The following is an 18,477-nucleotide window of genomic DNA, read 5'->3' on the forward strand; positions in this document are numbered from 1 at the left end:
AATTATCAGCTGATTTTGGAGGGATTAACAATGGAGAGTGTGAAAGTCTTTGTTCCATACGGAGCGGTGGGTTTGAACTGTACAGAGGAGGCTTTTGAAGAGGGGCTTTTGCTGAAACCAGATATTATTTCAAGTGATGCGGGTTCTACTGATTCTGGACCGTACTATTTAGGATCTGGTCATGGCAAGTATGCAATTAAAGATGTGAAACGTGATTTAAAACGGATGGTGTTAGGGGCAGACAAGCTAAAAATTCCCATGACAATTGGGACAGCTGGTACTTGTGGGTCTGATGAAGGCGTGGACACCGTTTATGAGCTGATTGTTGAGATATGTAAAGAAGCTGGTATTCACAAAAAAATTGCTAAAATTTATTCCCAACAAGACCGCGAAATCATCAAACAAAAATATCGTACTGGTCAAATTCAAGCACTTCATGGTGCACCCGCTATCACGGAAGAAACTTTTGATGAGTGTGATACGATTGTGGCTTTACTAGGTTCAGAACCATATGAAGAAGCCTTTAAAAATGGCGCAGATATTATTATTGGCGGGCGTTCAACGGATACGGCTGTGATTGCTGCGTATCCATTACTAAAAGGCTGCGATCCTGCGGCTTGTTGGCATGCCGCGAAAACAGTAGAATGTGGCGGCGTATGTACTAGTGCTGGATTACAGGGTGGCGTTTTTATGGAGGTCGATGATAAAGGCTTTACCATTCGTGCCGTTCAGCCAGGAAGTACCGTTTCTCCTTATTCAGTATCGGCCCATTTACTTTATGAAAATGCTAATCCTGTCCAACTGACAGAACCGGGCATTCGAATTGATACGAAAGATGCTAAATATTCTGCACTTTCAGAAACAGCCGTACGGGTTGAAGGTACAACAATTGAATATCTTCCCTATACGATGAAATTGGAAGGATCTGGTGTAGCTGGTTTTCAAACCGTAAGTATGGCAGGTATTCGCGATCGTAAAATTATGAAGGAACCGATGCAATGGATTGACGCAGTAGCAAAAGCTGGGGTAGAAAAACTAGAGAAAGCTGGCATTTCAAAAGATAGTTATGATTTCTGGTTACGGCCTTATGGATACAACGGTGTTTCCGGAATGGCTGTACCGGAAAATTATGTGCCAAACGAAATTTTGATGATGTTAACAGTGACAGCAACGACGCAGGAATTGGCGACGCAGATTGCCAAAGCATTTAACCCACTATTACTTCACTATAATATGTTTGAAGGAAAACAAATGCCTTCTTTTGGCTTTATTTTTTCACCGGCGGAAATGGAACGCGGAGCTATCTATGAATTCAAACTGTACCATACAGTGTCACTAGATGATCCGAATGAATTGTGCCGCATTGCCTACGCGACGATTTAATGAAGAAAGGTGGAGGTCTCAGATGAAAACAGTTGAAGAAATTGTAAAATATATTCGAAGTAAGAACGCAGGTCCATTTTGGCTTACGATTGATGCTTTTTGCGATAACGTGGCGGATACAGAAAAAATCGTCACCGCATTTGAAAGAGAACGAAAATTGATTGCAAAATCCTTTCAAGTGAAACCAGAAGATTTAGAGATCTATTGTCTAAAAGATATTCACGTTGCCAAAATAAGCTTACCGCGAGTTCCGGTTGAAGGCAGTCGCAATGAACGTGATATGCACGGTGGTCAGCAATATGTGTCGTTGCTGGATATTGTGTGTGAATAGTTCTTTTAAAATTTAGATGTTATTCATTACCAAGGAAACTAAAAGTAGCTAAAATAAACGTCATCGCCTATTAGGTGATGACGTTTATTTTTTTAGAATTTTTTTGACTTTTCAACATCTTGCTTATAATTTCGCAAATGAATATTTTTTAATCAAATGGCAAAAATCTATAATTACTATTCCCGAAATTGAAAATTATTCTAGCTGAAAATCGATAGTAAAAACATTTTAAAGTGTCGTATTCAATATTTAAAAAAGTTTTCTTTAAATAAGAAGATTAAAAGCATGTGATTTCTCTGATAATATCTCATAAAATCAAATTATTTTAAGGTTACGTGATTATAGAAATAACTTTATTGATTATATCACAAACATAAAAAAATAAAGGCGGAACCAATTGACGGACCGAACCCTTTTTTTACCTTATAAAATAGCAGGATTATTAAAATAACTAAAGTTCTTAAAAACGGTGTTTTTTAAATAGTTCAAAAATATTCTCATAAATTTTGAAAACATATCTAAAACGTGATAAAAAAATGATGATAAGTGGTATAAACCATTTGTTTGGCTTTAGAAAGGTACCTATACTGAATAAGGATGATTCAAAAATTAGAATTATTATTATTTAAAAGGGGTAATAAAATGAAAAATGACAAAATAAGACAGCGCATAATTTACTGTTTGATGACAGTAATTTTGTTGGTGCAAGCTTTTATGCCGCTAACAGCAGTCGCACAAATGTTGCCAACAGACTGGACGTTAGGGACATTGAGCCAAAAAGATGATCAGTTGCTGCTAAAAATTAGTGGCGCAAATGAGAAGCAAGCAACGCTTCACTACTCAAATGAGCTTAATTTGACAGCGGTAAAATGGCAATCTGGGAAAACAGAGCCAGCTTTAACGCTCGATAATAGCAAAAAAGAAATTATAATTGCACCATCTACAGCAGATCATGCCGATACTTTGATTATGACGGGAACACCAAATTTCATTTCGGCGTTGAAATCAGAAGTCGCATTTTCTTATGGCAATCAAAAGGCAACGCTGCCTCTAACAGATGAGACGCAAGCTACAAGTTCTTCTGCTAGTTTTACAACCAGAGAAACATCACAGACCACGACGCCTGCCAGTACAGCCGCTGATAAAACAAATTCGTCTACCACAGCAGATACTAAAGAAAATACCAAGCCAACTAGTCAGCCGGCAGCACCTAAGAGTAACAAGATGCGTGCTGCTGTAAATAATGATATTCGGACATATTTTTCTTCAGGTAGTGGCACAATTATAACGGACAGCCATATTTTATACACCGATCAAGATGGGCAACCGCTAGAACCGCCGATTCCAGCCGATGCAACGGTTCGTTTGACCTACGATTGGGCGATTCCAGAAGATGTGCGTCAGCAGATCAAAGCAGGAGATTTCTTTGAATTTCATTTGCCAGCAGAGCTTGTTCCAAATCGGGAGATGTCTGGGGAGTTAAAAGACAGTGATGGAACAACGTACGCTACTTATTTCGTTGGTAAAGACGGGACAGTTCGGTTTACTTTTACAGAAGATGTAACAAAAGCGAGTGATATTACGGGGGATTTCTATTTTGAAAGCCATTTTGAAACCAGCCATATTGATGGACCAGGTGATATTACCATTCACTATCCTACAGAAGATAATTTACCACCAGTGGATGTTATCATTCGCCCAGCGACTGAAACAGAAATTGATAAACAAGGGCATTTTGATCGCACGCCAAATCCTAGTAAAGTGCAATGGACAGTTGATATCAATCACGCTATGAAAGAAAATACCAATTTGACCGTTACAGAAAAATGGCCGACTGGTATTGCGTATGATTCGGTAACAGTCCATGAATTGGTGATGAATTTAGATGGGACTGTTAAAGAAGTCGGGCGCACATTAGCTCCTAGTGAGTACACAGTCGATAAGAATGGAAATGTAACCGTAAATGGTAAAACTAACAAAGCGTATCGTCTTACCTATCAAAGTACAATTGAAGAAAGTGCAATTCCAGATAAAGGTGGCAAAGTCCACTTTGAAAATGAAGCTGTTTTAACGAGTGATGAATTACCTGATGAAATTTCAGCTAAGGCGACGGTGACGAACAACTACGGTAAATTAATTGAAAAAAATCAAGCGGGCTATGATGCCGCAAAGCAAGAGTTTTCTTGGAATATTAAATACAATTATGGTGAAAAAAATATTGCAAAAGATTCAGCCGTCTTGACCGACACGATGAGTGATAATTTGACTTTAGATGAGGATTCTTTAGTAGTCCATCGCATTTTGTTTGATAAGAATGGTAAAGAAATCATCGGCGCGACCTTGGTATCACCAACGGATTATACCGTCGTCTATGACAAGGCTAAAAATCAGTTTGTCTTGCAATTTGCCCATGATTTGAACTATGCAGTAAAAATTGATTATAAAACAAAGGTAAATGGATTGGTGACAGAAAATACAGCTGTCGATAATAAAGTAGTGGTCGATACAGGTGGTGACGGCCAAGAAGGTGGGGATGATGGTACTGCGCTACAACAAAATATCATCAAGAACTTAGGGAAAGTTGATTATGCTAATAAGACAGTCGATTGGTCACTAGAAGTAAATAAAAATAATTATGATATGAAAAATGCCGTTATAACCGATACATTTAATCCCGCGCCAGGACTATTATTACAACGCGATCATACGACAGAAACAGGCTATAAGTTAACTATCGAGACAACAGAGGGGAAACATTTATTTGCAACAGAAGACTATGAGTTAAAAATTCAAAAAAATGAGCACAATCAACAAACTGGCTTCACTATTGCTTTAAAAGGGGCATATGCTCAAACAAATGATGCCTTCATTATTCGCTATACGACGGAGTTTGATGTTTCAGACCTAGATCCAGATGGTCAGACAGGACCAGATTCGTTTTTAAACCATGCCGGTATTGATTGGCAAGATAAATGGGATAATACTCATCATTCGGAGGATGAAAAGCCATTTAAACCCCACGATCCGTTTTCCTTAAATGCTGAAAAAAGTGGTACGTACAATGCACTGACTAAAGAAATTACCTGGACAATTGCTGTTAATCTAAGTGCCAATCAGCTACAAGATGCCCAATTACAAGATAAAATTTTGACCAATCAAAATTATATTAAAGGCAGTGTCGCTGTTTATAATGCGCAAACAGAACCAGATGGCACCGTCCGTATTGATGAAAAAAATGATGTCACAAAAGAATTATCTGTAACAGAACCTACAGAGAAAAACGATCAAACTTTGACTGTTAAATTTCCACAAGGGGTAGCTCAAACGTATGCAATTCGTTTTAAAACTTCTTTAGCTAACCAAGTAATTGATGAGCAAAAGGAATATGATAATGTTGCAGAATATATAAATCACGGAGATAAACGAGATGTTACCGGTCAAGTTGCCATTCAACATGGCGGCGAGTCTGTAAAAAAAGATGGTTTGCAAGATCCAGATGATCCGAATTATGTTTTGTGGCATTTAATGATTAACGGTGCTCAATCGACCTTAGATGATGTCACAATCACAGACGAACCGTCAATTAATCAAGTGCTAGATGAAGATTCTGTCGCTATTTATCAAACTAAAGTTGCTGCAGACGGTACAATTGTACCCGATAAAAGTCAGCCGCTAACAGTTGATAAAGATTATACAGTTACAATTACAACAGATAATGAAACTGGACAGCAAAAATTAGTTGTCCAAATGAAACATATCGAAACAGCCTATTATATGGAATATCGTAGCTTGATTTTATCAAGCGCGACTGGCAATGAAGACAAAGTTTCTAATCATGTCGCAATTAAAGGAACCGGTAGTAAAGTAGTTGATGGCGGTGACGGAGCAGATGTAACAGTTAAAGTGGATAATAGCGGAGGCAATGCTTCAGGCAAGCGTGGTCGCATTGTCATTCAAAAGACCAAAGCTGACGGGAGTACACCGTTAGCTGGTGCACATTTTCAACTTTGGGATGTAAAAAAAGAACATGTTTTACGGGAAGGAACAGTTGATGAACACGGACAAATTATTTTTGGCGGTTTACCATACGGCGATTACAAATTAGTAGAAACCAAAGCGCCAAAAGGCTACACCATAGCAGACGAATTTGTCACTGGCAAGTTAATCAAAATTTCAGCGGCAACAACAGCTGCAGATGCAAAACCACTCGTTGTAGTAAATGAACCAAACAAGGTTATTTTGAAAAAAGTGGATGAACAAGGCAACCTCTTGGCCGGGGCCCGTTTTAAACTAGAGAAACTATCCACGGAAATTAACGGATCATCTTTCTGGCAAGATGTACCGTTATTGATCGATCAAACCAACGAACAAGGCATTTTAGAAGTGGATAGTTTGGCAAGTGGAATGTATCGATTTGTGGAAACCTTTGCTCCGGCAGGCGTTATTCGCAACGACTCTCCCCATGTCTTTTTAGTCTATCAACAACATGATGGACAAATTCCAGAAGTCCATGTGACGATGACGAATTATCGTGGTCGTGCTAGCTTAGTGAAAAAAGATGAGCAAGGTAATCCTCTTTTTAAAGCAACCTTTAAAGTTGTGGATGAAAACGGCAAAGATGTTGCGGGACAAAGTGATTTGATCAGTGATGATAAAGGTGTTGTAACGGCCACAAACTTGGCACCAGGAAAATATCAGTTCATTGAAACTAAGGCACCAGCAGGATATATTTTAAATACTACCCCCGTTGACTTTGTTATTGAACCAAATAACGACGGAAAACCTGAAGTCGTGAATGCAAGCGACAATTTTATCAACTATAAGGGCTCCGCTCAATTGCAAAAAAAAGATGCTAAAGGCAATCCATTAGCAAAAGCGGTATTTAAAGTTGTTGATGCTAAGGGGAATACGGTAGCGCGCAATCTTGTTTCCAATGCCAAAGGTGTCGTGACCGTAACGAACCTAGCACCCGGTAACTATCAATTTGTGGAAACCAAGGCACCAGATGGTTTCTTACTTAATGATCAAACCGTACCTTTTAAAATTAGTGAAAAACAGCAGGGTAAACCACATGTTGTTGTCGCTAGTGCTGATTTTATTAACTATCAAGGTGCTTTTAAAATTCGAAAAGTAAATAGTAGTAAAAAAGTACTAAAAGGTGCTGAATTTACGTTATATGATAGTCAAAAACAAAAATTAACCCAAGGGATAAGTGATGAAAATGGGCAGGTGCAATTTAATAAATTAGCACCAGGAACCTATTATTTCCAAGAAACCAAAGCGCCGCAAAATGATGAAGGCAATCCGTATGTTTTAAACCCGGCGTTGGTAAAAGTGGAAATTCCAACCCACTATACGGGCAATCCGCAAGTTATTAACTTCGGTGATTTCCAAAACTTTAAAGGAAAAGCTGTAATTAAAAAAGTTGGCTCAGGCGGTTCTATTGCGGGGACGACATTTGATTTATTCCGCATGGAAGATGGAGAAGAAAACTTGGAGCGAAGAATCGTAGTTCCCGATAGCGGTGAACTTGATTTAGATAATTTAGGTGTCGGCAGCTACAAATTAGTAGAAACCAAAGCTGCGCCAGGTTATGTGATTAATAATCAGCCCATTTATTTTGTTGTACAAAAGGAAGGGGAAAACGATCAGATAGATCAGCTGAATTTTGAAAATTATCAAGCAGAGTTTATTGCGCATAAACAAAACGAAGCAAAAGAATTACTTGCCGGCGCGACATTTGCTGTTTTTGCGGCAAAAGATAAACAACCGATCGGTGAAGCCTTGCCGATTTTTGATCACAACGGCAATGAAATTCATGAAATCACCACTGATGAAACAGGAGAAATTTATGGTAAAGGTTTGCCAGCTGGCGATTACGTTTTAATCGAAACCAAAGCACCACAAGGGTACATGAAAGATACGACGCCAAAACCCTTCACCATTTCAGATCAACAAGGAAAGCCTGAAATTCTTGAATTAGGTGACGTTATCAATTATAAAGGTTCCGCCTTACTTGAAAAAGTCGATGAACAAGGAAAGCCACTAGCGGATGCAGTATTTGCGGTAAAAGATGCAGCCGGAAAAACTGTGGCCAAAGATTTAGTTACAGATAAAAAAGGTCAGATACAAGTGAAGGACTTAGCGCCAGGTAACTATCAATTTATTGAAACGAAATCACCAAAAGGCTATCTATTAAACACGACAGCTACAGCCTTTACTATTTCAGCTGAAAATGCTGGACAACCTAGCTTGGTTAAAGTGACAATGAAAAATTATAAAGGAAGTGTCGCTTGGCAAAAAAAAGATGAACACGGTCATGCTTTAAGTGGCGCGGTCTTTAATATTTTCAATGAAGATGGAGCTAAGCTGATTGCTACTGCTGATAAAAATGGTAAAGTTGCCCTTACAAACTTAGCACCTGGCAACTACACGATTAAAGAAACCCAAGCACCAAAGGGTTATCAATTAAGCGAAAAAACCTATTCATTTGTTATTCCAGATAAAGCCGCTGGAAAACCAGAAACTGTTAAATTAGCGGCAATTATTAACCATAAATTGCCACCAAAACCAAATAATAAAGAACCAAACACCAAAGAGACACCACCAAAAAATAACGGAAAAATTCGTTATCCAAAAACAAACGATCAGCATAATCAGTCCTTGGTTATTATTGGACTTATCATTTTAGGTGCTGTGGCAGTTTATTTCTGGAAAAGAAAGAAATAAAAGTAAGCTGAATAATCGCGGTCGCTACCAATAAGTAAAGTAGCCGACCGTGATTTTTTAGTTCTGCGTCAAATAATAATGACAAGCATAAAAATTGAAAAATTCACAAATTAGTTGCTGGTAAGGAACACTAAAACATGACTTTCTGATATTTTTTTCAAAGAGCTGCCAAGTACGCTCAGATTTTCTAGCTGTCTAGCCTTTGAAACTAACTCGCTGTAACAATAAGTCAAAATTTCAAGAAATTTGGGAAACAATTTATTGAAATTTCACCTTATTGCTAGCAGTTGAAGGAGTTTCCTCGGCTTTTCTAGCTGTCTAGATTCACGTACTAGCTCTCAGCTTTTCTTATAATATTTTTGTAAAGTGATAAAAATCAGACTTAAGTATGAGGTAGGTGGTAGCCTTAATGGTACAATAAGCTAAAGCCACTGGCGGATGGGAACCGCACTTTTAAGTGGAGGAAAAGAGGAAATGAAATGAAGAAAAGTACTTTAACAGTTATTGGTGTAATTGGTATTATTGTAATCGGGATTGGAGGCTATTTTATTGCCACCTACAATAGTTTGGCAAGTGCCGAAAACAGTGTCGATGCAAAGTGGTCACAAGTAGAAAACGTGATGCAGCGTAGAGCAGATTTAATTCCCAATTTGGTGAACAGCGTCAAGGGGAGTATGAAGCATGAAACGGAAATTTTCACTGCGATTACACAAGCCAGAAAAGAATACAATCAGGCTTCAACACCAGAAGAAAAAGTTGCAGCTGACAATAAAATCGATCAAAGTGTCGGTACAATGGTTAGTGTAATTAAAGAAAGCTATCCACAATTAGCATCGAACGAAAATGTAAAAACCTTAATGACACAACTAGAAGGAACCGAAAATCGCATTGCAGTGGAACGCCGTAACTACATTACAGAAGTTCAAAGTTACAATCAAAATTTAGTCCGCTTTCCTAAAAATATCGTAGCGAAAATGCTCGGTTTTGAAAAGAAAGCTAACTTTAAAGCTGACGCTGGTGCTGAAAAAGTTCCAGATGTAAGTTTTGAGTAAAGGTGGTGGGGCAGATGAACAAGCAAAGCCCAACCAGTTTAACTGCTAAAACGGATCAAAAAATTCGTCATTTCTACCAAGATGTCATGAAACGTAACCGTATCATGGGGATGGTCTTCTTTATTGTCGCGTTGCTTTTTGGTATCGGATTAGTTGGCTCTATTTTAGACAACCATACTTTTGTTGAAAAAAAACAACATTATGATACGCAATTAAATGATTTGCAAACGCAACGAGAAGATATTTTGTCCGGTAAGATTGAACCACCACAAAAATCTTTTGATGAAGTATTAAAAGACAATCTGGCGCAGTTGGAAGATTATCCAAGTCAAGCGGATAATTATCAAGTTGCAATTAAAGACAGCAACAGCAAAATTACAATTAACAAAAATAACATTTTTGTCTCAGATAATGCCAAGATTATCGATGCTGCGACAAAGAAGAAAATTTACAACCTGAATAAGCAATTAGCGGCAAGTACCCAAGGTGCGCAACTAGAAGTCGTGACGGTAAAAGAGCTACCCGGTGGCGAAGATATTGAATCTTATGCAAATAAGATTTTTAATCAGCTGGGAATTGGGGACAAAACGCAAAACAATGGGGTTTTGTATCTGATTGCTTTAGAAGATCGAAAATTTCGTCTGGAAGTCGGGTATGGTTTGGAAGGTTTAATTCCAGATGCGACAGCAGACGATATTATTAATGACGATGATGTCGTCGACTGGTTTAAAGACGAAAACTACAGCAAAGCAATCAATCAAGTTGTAGGAGAAGTCTTTAACTTAATGAATACCAAAACAGCTTTAGTGGACTCACAAATTGCACAAGTAAAGGTGCAAAAAAGTAGACTTAATTTATTTTATTGGGGACTGCGGATTTTCTTTGTGGTGATGATTTTGGTGGCGATTGTGTTCATTATTAGTTTAATTAACGGACGTCGCTATTTAAAAGGGATTTACCAAAAATATCAAGAAACGAGCAATCAGTTGCCGCAAATGTTCACCGATGAAAAAAGTGCCAACACGACCTTGAAACAAACCGAATTGTACTATGTGATGTTGAGTGGATTGTTTGTCGCTGCCACAGTGAGTGGTGTCAAGCGGTCTGTCATTCAAGGAAGACTGTTAAAACAACCCAATGCTAAGAAAATGGGCATGGGGCGTGTTTTAATTGGCGATACGTTATATGGTGGCTATGGTCAAGTTTTGACGTATAGTTATTTGTCTTCTAATTACAATTCTGCTAATCATAACTCTTCTAGTGGTGGTAGCGGCGGCTCTTGGGGTTCTTTTGGCGGGGGGTCTTCTGGTGGCGGCGGAGCCTCTGGTGGCTGGTAAAAAAATGAAGAAAACTTGCATAGTTAGTGAAGATAGCTCACTTTCTTTGCAAGTTTTCTTTTTTTTGCTGATTTATTATATCGTAAAATTTTTTTCTTTTTAGGAAATGAATAAGCTGCAACGACAGTCAGTTTTTAGACTATTTGCAAACGAAAATAAAAAATGTTAGTATATTTACAAATAAATATAATTTTTGTTGAGGTGAACAAAGTGGAAGATGTAGTAATTCAAGAGTATCTACGAGGCTTTAGCCGGCACAAAGAGTACCAATGCCTATATTGTGAAACGACTGCTGAAATTGGTTGTGTGTATCCCTATGGAAAAAAATTTTTGACTGCCGAAAAATACATGGAAGTTCATGTAATGGATGCCCATCAAGGCCCCTTAGCGGCTTTATTACAATTACCCAAAGAGACAACTGGACTTAGTGAGACACAGCAGGAAATTTTGATGTTATTTGCACAAAATGTGGAAGACAAATTTATTGCACAGCGCTTAGGCGTGACAGCTTCAACAGTCCGCAACCATCGTTTTAAATTGAAGGAAAAGCAAAAAAAGTCCCAAGTATTTCTTAGTATCATGACGTTATTGGCGCAACCAGATGTCATTTTGCCCCATCAAAATGCAAAAATGTTGGATGATCGCTACAATATTACGCCTGAAGAACAAGAAAAAGTTTTGACAACTTATCGCGATGCATCGGGCTACATTAAAACTTTTCCAGCCAAAGAAAAACGGAAACTTATCTTATTAGCCGACATCGTGACCCACTTTGAATGGGACAAGAATTATCATGAATCCAGCTTAAATGATATTTTAAAACAATATGTCGCTGATTTTGCCACGGTTCGGCGTTACTTAATCGAGTATGGATTTATGCACCGCACGCAAGATGGTAGTAGCTACTGGCGAGCAAAATAAAAGAAATTCCATTGTGTCGGCGTTTTTGATGCAGTGGAATTTTTTATGAAATCATATAATTTTTGTGGCACGCAAATTAAATCAACAAATCAAAGGATGAAGTTTACTCTTTTGGTTTGTTTTAGTTGCCAAAAAATGAAAAGCGGTTTATAGTTCATGTAGTTAGCCGGCTAATCATTTGAAAGAGGACATTTAAAATGGAAAAATTTACATTTAAAGATCGCCCCGATGTGCAACGTTTTAAGGCGACGCTAGGAAAGTATCCTGGTTTAACGAGTCCCAAGGTAGCCCATGGGTTTATTACGTTACAATGGACGTATCGCGAAATGCAAAAGAACTACGATAAGTTACTTGCAAAATACGACTTATCTGAATCTAAGTTTATTATTTTAATGTTTTTGAAGCAGGCGGAAAACCAGCAATTGTTACCGTCAGAAATTGCCGATAAGTTGGGCGCTTCTCGCGCTACTGTCACAAAGATGTTGAATAAAATGAATTCAGATAATTGGATCAGAAAACAAGAGCAGCTAAATGATAAGCGTGCGGTGGCAATCAAGTTGCTGCCGAAGGGAAATAAAATCGTTGAAAAATTTTTGCCGGCAAATTTTAAAGCAGTGGAAATTTTATTTTCAGAGCTCTCTTCTGAAGAGTTAGAACAATTTTTATACCTATTAAATAAGGTTCAATTAGGCACAAAAAAATTAGTTGATGAAATGGAGACTTTATCATGAATAACAACACAGCAGAAAAAATCGATTTATTAAAAACCTATCTAAGTTTATATATCAATCACTTTAAAATTTTAGATACATTAGGAAAAGAAGATTCCCCTTACGTTGTTCTTGATGTTCGCAATGCACCAGCAGCGGTCAAAAAAGATCAAATAAAGGGGGCAATTGCTCTACCAGCTAAAGATTTAGCAAATCATTTGGAAACATTGGATAAAAATAAAATTTACGTTGTTTATGATTGGACCGGCGGCACAACACTGGGAAAAGAAGCACTATTAATTTTATTATCCAATGGTTTTGAAGCCTATGAACTTGCTGGGGCGATGGAAGGTTGGAAAGGCATGAACTTGCCGGTTGAAACAATAGCGCAGTAACATTGAGTGAGGGAAAACTTGTCACAGAAGTGGCAAGTTTTTTATATAGCAAAAATTTAGGAAAAGAGGACTAGAAAAAATCGAGTTAAGGTAACAAATTATTATTTTATCGGAAAAAGCCCATACATTTTTCAAGGGTCATATGAATGAAAAGTCCTTTGTTACGGTTTAGAGGGTGATTTATCGTTTAAATCGTAACTTATACGTTTTATCTTGACGGGTTATTTTTTGTCTGTTAAATTAATTGTCGTGGCAAATCGGAAAATTACGATTTGATTTCAACGTGATAAATTTAGGAGGCACAATTAATGAAGAAATATTTACTAGGCCTTGGTGTTTTACTAAGCGTGGTTTTACTAAGTGCTTGTGGTGATAGCAATGCCAATAATGGCAAAAATAACGACGGCAAAATTAAAGCAATCGCAACTTTTTATCCTATGTATGAATTTACCAAAGAAGTAGTTGGCGATGAAGGTAGTGTAGAGCTTTTAATTCCGGCGGGCACAGAACCCCACGACTATGAGCCAAGTGCTAAAGATATTGCAAAAATTTCTGAGGCAGACGCTTTTGTCTACAACAGTGAAGAGATGGAAACATGGGTGGATAAAATCGCAGACAATATCGATGACAAAAAGACAAAGATGATTGAAGCTGCCGATGAGATTGACTTATTGGAAGCGACAAGTGACGGTCACGATCACGCCCATCATGATTCTGACAGCGATACTCATGATTCTGACAGTGACGAGCACGATCACGAGGAAGACCATGCCCATTCAAAAGATCCCCATGTTTGGACAGATCCAGTAATGGCAGTAAAAGAAGTGAAAGAAATCCAAAAAGAATTGTCGGAAAAATATCCGGCTAAAAAAGCGCAGTTTGAAAAAAATGCCAACACTTACATTGCAAAACTAAATGAGCTAGATCAAGAATATAAGACAGCCTTTGCAAACGCAAAAAATAAAACATTTGTGGTTCAACATGCGGCCTTTGGCTATCTAGCCAACCAATACGGCCTAACGCAAGAGTCTATTTCGGGAATTTCCCCCGATCAAGAGCCTTCACCAAGTCGTTTAGCGCAATTAAAACATTTTGTGGAAGATCATGGCACAAAAGTTATTTACTTTGAAGAAAATGCTAATTCAAAAGTGGCAGAAACATTAGCCAAAGAAACAGGTGTGAAGATGGCTGTCTTAAATCCATTGGAAAGTTTGACACAAAAACAAATGGATGACGGAGAAACGTATCTTACTGTCATGCAGCAAAATTTGAAGGCTTTGCAAGAAAGCATTAAGTAAGGTATTGTAAAGTGCGTATCAATTTTGTCTTACTACTTGCGAGTTTTCGAGTTTGTTCAACTTTTCTTGATCCAGTGTAACAAACTAACTCTCTTCGGCAATAAGCCAAAAACTTGAGAAATTTGCAGAACAATTTATCAACTTTTCGTCTTATTACTTGCGAGTTTTCGAGTTTGTTCAACTTTTCTTGATCCGGTGTAACAAACTAACTCTCTTCGGCAATAAGCCAAAAACTTGAGAAATTTGCAGAACAATTTATCAACTTTTCGTCTTATTGCTAGCGAGTTTTCAAGTTTGTTCAACTTTTCTAGCTATTTAGTAACTTGATTTTAAAAGAAGAGGAGGCGCAGCTTTGCGCTATATTGATGTTAAAGATTTAACGTTTTATTACGATGATGAACCTGTTTTGGAAGATATTTCGTATCATGTTGAGGATGGGGAATTTGTCATTTTGACTGGTGAAAATGGCGCGGCCAAATCAACTTTAATTAAAGCGACGTTGGGACTTTTGAAGCCCAGTAAAGGCATCGTGACATTAGCCAAAGAAAATGCAGCTGGTGAAAAAATTAGTATTGGTTATATTCCGCAGCAAGTAGCTTCTTTTAATGCAGGATTTCCTAGTACAGTGGAAGAGCTGGTGCGTTCTGGACGTTATCCGCGGGGACGTTGGTTTAAGACCTTGACTAAAAAAGATCACGAACATGTGCAAAAAGCATTAGAGGCTGTAGGAATGTGGGAAATGCGCCATAAAAAAATTGGCGAGTTGTCCGGGGGACAAAAGCAGCGTATTAGTTTAGCGCGAATTTTTGCAACGGATCCGGATCTATTTATTTTAGATGAGCCAACAACGGGAATGGATGAACAGTCTCGTAATGAATTTTACCGTCTGTTACGCCACAGTGCCCATCAGCATGATAAAGCAATTTTAATGATTACCCATGACCATGAAGATATTAAGCAATATGCCGATCGTCAAATCCGCCTCGTGCGCAAAGAAGATTCACCGTGGCGTTGTTTTCATATTGATCGTTAACACAGCTTTTTTTTATTAGACTCAAATTGTTTTAGTGAAAATAAACGTGTGGATGTTAACAAAAAGGAGATTTTATTTTTGAGCTTACTAAATTATGAATTTATGCAGCGGGCGATTTTGGCAGCTATTTTTATTGCGGGCATTGCACCGATGTTAGGGGTCTTTTTAGTGATTCGTCGCCAATCACTAATGGCAGATACCTTGTCTCATGTTTCTTTAGCCGGTGTTGCACTTGGCTTTTTCTTAAATTTAAATCCGAATTTAACTACGATGTTGGTGGTTGTGGTAGCGGCAGTTATTTTGGAGTATCTACGGTCGATTTACCGCACGTATTCGGAAATTTCGATTGCGATTTTAATGGCGGGTGGGTTAGCGCTGGCGCTAGTTTTAATGAATTTGTCCGGAGGGAACTCTGCCACCAGTATTCAGTCTTACCTGTTTGGTTCAATTGTGACGATTACTAGCGGTCAAGTGATTTTCTTAGGCGTTTTATTTGTTATCGTGCGGGTATTGTTTGCACTGTTTAAACGCCCAATGTATGTTTTAACCTTTGATGAGGATACCGCCCATGTGGATGGATTGCCAGTCCATTTGATGTCGATGGCATTTAATGTTTTAACCGGTGTGGCGATTGCAGTTATGATTCCGATTGCCGGCGCCTTGCTTATTTCTGCGATTATGGTCTTGCCAGCAGCGATTTCAATGCGTTTAGGAAAAAGTTTTGATATCGTCATTTGGATTGCAACTTTTGTTGGTCTTTTCGGAATGTTGAGTGGTTTGACGAGTTCGTTTTACTTAGATACACCACCTGGGGCTACCATTACGTTAGTTTTTATCGGTTTGTTTTTAGTTGTGAACATCATAAAACGCCTTTTTGTCGCAGTCCAGCGCGCTAAAAATAAAAAAGTTTCACAATAAAAATGGCTGTGTTATAAATTTGTAAAAAGAGGAATCAGATGGCGGTGGACTTTCTGATTCCTCTTTTTGAAATTATAGAAAAAAGATAAAAATTTTTCAGTGGACAACTTACAAAAATTCCCTGCTTATTTTTTAGAACTGGCAAATGTTATGCGCCCTTTTTATTTTCAATCGTTAGATATTTACCGCACTATTTACAATAATGATTAAGAAAGCGTTCACGTTTTACGAACTATTTTGCATTTTTTTCAGTTAATGCTCGCTTTTTTTGTAATAAGCCCTTATAATAAGGCGAGAAATTTATCAGGAGAGTGAACAGTGTGAAAGTACGTCGTAGTGAACGATTAATCGATATGACGCATTATTTATTGGAACATCCTCACGAGTTGATTCCATTAACTTTTTTTGCGAAACGTTACGAATCGGCTAAATCTTCCATTAGTGAAGACTTAGCGATCGTTAAAAAAACATTTAAAGAGCGGGGAACCGGGATTTTAGATACCATTCCTGGCGCTGCCGGCGGCGTATTATTCGTGCCAGAAATTCCTTACGAAGATGCGAGAAAATATATTACCGACCTAGCAGAGCGCTTGTCTGAACAAGATCGGCTACTACCAGGCGGCTATGTTTATTTATCTGATTTATTAGGAGAACCAGAATTATTGCGCCAAGTGGGAAGAATTATCGCTTCAAAATATTTGGGACAAAAAATTGACGCTGTTATGACAGTAGCAACAAAAGGTGTGCCAATTGCCCAAGCCGTATCTTCTTATTTGAATGTACCCTTTGTAATTGTGCGACGGGATTCAAAAATTACCGAGGGCTCAACCGTTAGTGTGAATTACGTTTCCGGTTCTTCTGAGCGCATCGAAAAAATGGAATTATCAAAACGCAGCTTAAAGCGTGGTTCTCGCGTTTTAGTGGTGGACGATTTCATGAAAGGCGGCGGTACAGTCAACGGTATGAAGAGTTTGATTGAAGAATTCGAATGTGAGCTCGTTGGCGTAACCGTTTTTGCTGAAACTAAATTTAAAGGCATCAAAGCAATTAAAGACTACACTTCTTTACTTTATGTAGAAGATGTCGATACGAAAACCAAAACAATTTCTGTTGTACCGGGAAATTATTTTACAGCTTAAATGTGACGGCGCAAGAAAAAATGGTTTTTTAAGCAATACGTAAAAAAAGAAGAACGCATATTTTACGCATATCCTTTATGGAAGGAGTCAGGACAAATTTTGTTCTGACTCCTTTTTTGTCTGAATAAAAGATATAAATGAAGTATTTTGACCTGTCAACTGACAAAATTAACAATTTGCTGGTTGGCAAAAGAGCGCTTTATTTGTATAGTGGAGATGAATTTAAAATGCAAAAAGTGAGGCTAGAAAGTGGATACATATAAAATTAATACGGATAATGGGACAAAATTAGATTTACTTGTTTTAAGTCCCACAAAGCCCAAAGCAATTGTTCAAATTATTCATGGCGCACTAGAATATAAAGAACGTTATCTGCCATTTGCTGAATTTTTACAAGCCCATGATTTTGTGGTTGTTTTGTCTGACAATCGAGGTCACGGAGAGTCAGTATCTGCGGCTGATCCTTTTGGCGTAATGGAAAGTTTCTCGCAGTTAGTAGAAGATCAAGTTATTATCAGCGATTTTATCCAAACGAAGTACCCGAATTTACCACTTTCATTATTTGGGCACTCTTTTGGTTCGATTATTGCCCGCAATTATTTGCAGAAAAATGATCAGCGTTTAGAAAAAGTAGTCTTAACCGGTACGGCAAATTATGTACCCGTAGTTTTCTTAGGAATTGCGGCCGGTAAGTTGTTTTTACGCTTTAATGATAAGCAAAAACAAAATAAATTACTAAATTGGCTTTCTGGAAATATGGGAGTCGAACACGATTGGCTTAGCAACAATCCGGCTAATAATCTGCGTTGTCAGCAGGATAAAAAAATGGTTCCAATCTACCCAGTTAGAAGTTTACTGACAATCTGGGAGGGAGATTACCAATTAAAAAATTACGCTGCTTATACGTGTCAGAATCCGCAGCTGCCCATACTAAGTGTGGTAGGTTCAGAGGATGTTAAAATCACAGGTGGTAAAAAAGGCTTGGCAGATACGGTTGCGACTTTAAATAAAATCGGCTATAAAAATGTGCAGAGTATTGAAATGCCCGGTATGAAGCATGAAGTTTTAAATGAGATTAAATGTAAAGATGTTTATGATGTGCTAGTGGAATTTTTAGCGAAGGAATAAGTTTTCATAACATTATATATCGTTTTATTAATATTCACTAAAAAATGGTGGGAGCCGGTTAATTTCCCACCATTTTTTGTGCTACAGTATGGCTAAAACTGGA

13 protein-coding genes are annotated in these 18,477 nt (G+C 37.9%); all 13 read left to right on the forward strand.

The window, feature by feature from the left end:
- The first annotated feature begins 30 nt into the window (after positions 1-30).
- Complete coding sequence (locus tag AC6R0T_RS01100) at positions 31-1,383, forward strand: acyclic terpene utilization AtuA family protein (protein WP_303753578.1); 1,353 nt, start codon at positions 31-33, stop codon at positions 1,381-1,383.
- Positions 1,384-1,405: 22 nt separating this feature from the next.
- Complete coding sequence (locus AC6R0T_RS01105) at positions 1,406-1,714, forward strand: DUF4387 family protein (protein WP_230709593.1); 309 nt, start codon at positions 1,406-1,408, stop codon at positions 1,712-1,714.
- A 642-nt stretch (positions 1,715-2,356) separates the two neighbouring features.
- Positions 2,357-8,443: a SpaA isopeptide-forming pilin-related protein gene (locus AC6R0T_RS01110; protein ID WP_303753577.1), complete on the forward strand. Its 6,087-nt coding sequence runs from the start codon at positions 2,357-2,359 to the stop codon at positions 8,441-8,443.
- Positions 8,444-8,922: 479 nt separating this feature from the next.
- Positions 8,923-9,495: a LemA family protein gene (locus tag AC6R0T_RS01115; RefSeq protein ID WP_303753576.1), complete on the forward strand. Its 573-nt coding sequence runs from the start codon at positions 8,923-8,925 to the stop codon at positions 9,493-9,495.
- A 14-nt stretch (positions 9,496-9,509) separates the two neighbouring features.
- The gene (locus tag AC6R0T_RS01120) at positions 9,510-10,832 is read left to right on the forward strand and encodes a TPM domain-containing protein (protein WP_282461763.1); all 1,323 of its coding nucleotides are present in this window, start codon (positions 9,510-9,512) and stop codon (positions 10,830-10,832) included.
- Positions 10,833-10,994: 162 nt separating this feature from the next.
- Positions 10,995-11,753: a DUF2087 domain-containing protein gene (locus AC6R0T_RS01125; RefSeq protein WP_526159569.1), complete on the forward strand. Its 759-nt coding sequence runs from the start codon at positions 10,995-10,997 to the stop codon at positions 11,751-11,753.
- A 197-nt stretch (positions 11,754-11,950) separates the two neighbouring features.
- Positions 11,951-12,484 (forward strand): MarR family winged helix-turn-helix transcriptional regulator, encoded by a 534-nt coding sequence (locus tag AC6R0T_RS01130; protein WP_303753575.1) that lies wholly within the window; start codon positions 11,951-11,953, stop codon positions 12,482-12,484.
- The gene (locus AC6R0T_RS01135) at positions 12,481-12,858 is read left to right on the forward strand and encodes a rhodanese-like domain-containing protein (protein WP_206902591.1); all 378 of its coding nucleotides are present in this window, start codon (positions 12,481-12,483) and stop codon (positions 12,856-12,858) included. Before AC6R0T_RS01130 ends, AC6R0T_RS01135 begins: the two co-directional genes overlap by 4 nt.
- A gap of 308 nt (positions 12,859-13,166) precedes the next feature.
- Entirely contained in the window at positions 13,167-14,156 is a 990-nt protein-coding gene (locus AC6R0T_RS01140) for a metal ABC transporter substrate-binding protein (protein WP_230709587.1), read from the forward strand.
- Between the two features lie 352 nt (positions 14,157-14,508).
- Positions 14,509-15,189, forward strand: a complete 681-nt coding sequence (locus AC6R0T_RS01145; protein WP_303753574.1) for a metal ABC transporter ATP-binding protein — start codon at positions 14,509-14,511, stop codon at positions 15,187-15,189.
- Between the two features lie 78 nt (positions 15,190-15,267).
- Positions 15,268-16,107 carry a metal ABC transporter permease gene (locus AC6R0T_RS01150; RefSeq protein WP_206902588.1) on the forward strand — a complete coding sequence of 280 codons (840 nt, stop codon included), beginning with the start codon at positions 15,268-15,270 and terminating at the stop codon, positions 16,105-16,107.
- 320 nt (positions 16,108-16,427) lie between these two features.
- Complete coding sequence (gene purR / locus AC6R0T_RS01155) at positions 16,428-17,246, forward strand: pur operon repressor (RefSeq protein ID WP_206902587.1); 819 nt, start codon at positions 16,428-16,430, stop codon at positions 17,244-17,246.
- 249 nt (positions 17,247-17,495) lie between these two features.
- Positions 17,496-18,374: an alpha/beta fold hydrolase gene (locus tag AC6R0T_RS01160; RefSeq protein ID WP_206902586.1), complete on the forward strand. Its 879-nt coding sequence runs from the start codon at positions 17,496-17,498 to the stop codon at positions 18,372-18,374.
- The last annotated feature ends 103 nt before the right edge of the window (positions 18,375-18,477 follow it).

The organism is Enterococcus sp. S86.2 (assembly GCF_059834485.2).

Excerpts from the sequence above, each read along its gene's own strand:
- AC6R0T_RS01125 (WP_526159569.1), top strand. The coding sequence starts at position 10,995 with ATGTTAGTATATTTACAAATAAATATAATTTTTGTTGAGGTGAACAAA.
- AC6R0T_RS01100 (WP_303753578.1), top strand. The coding sequence starts at position 31 with ATGGAGAGTGTGAAAGTCTTTGTTCCATACGGAGCGGTGGGTTTGAAC.
- AC6R0T_RS01105 (WP_230709593.1), top strand. The coding sequence starts at position 1,406 with ATGAAAACAGTTGAAGAAATTGTAAAATATATTCGAAGTAAGAACGCA.
- AC6R0T_RS01140 (WP_230709587.1), top strand. The coding sequence starts at position 13,167 with ATGAAGAAATATTTACTAGGCCTTGGTGTTTTACTAAGCGTGGTTTTA.
- AC6R0T_RS01110 (WP_303753577.1), top strand. The coding sequence starts at position 2,357 with ATGAAAAATGACAAAATAAGACAGCGCATAATTTACTGTTTGATGACA.
- AC6R0T_RS01120 (WP_282461763.1), top strand. The coding sequence starts at position 9,510 with ATGAACAAGCAAAGCCCAACCAGTTTAACTGCTAAAACGGATCAAAAA.
- AC6R0T_RS01130 (WP_303753575.1), top strand. The coding sequence starts at position 11,951 with ATGGAAAAATTTACATTTAAAGATCGCCCCGATGTGCAACGTTTTAAG.
- AC6R0T_RS01135 (WP_206902591.1), top strand. The coding sequence starts at position 12,481 with ATGAATAACAACACAGCAGAAAAAATCGATTTATTAAAAACCTATCTA.
- AC6R0T_RS01115 (WP_303753576.1), top strand. The coding sequence starts at position 8,923 with ATGAAGAAAAGTACTTTAACAGTTATTGGTGTAATTGGTATTATTGTA.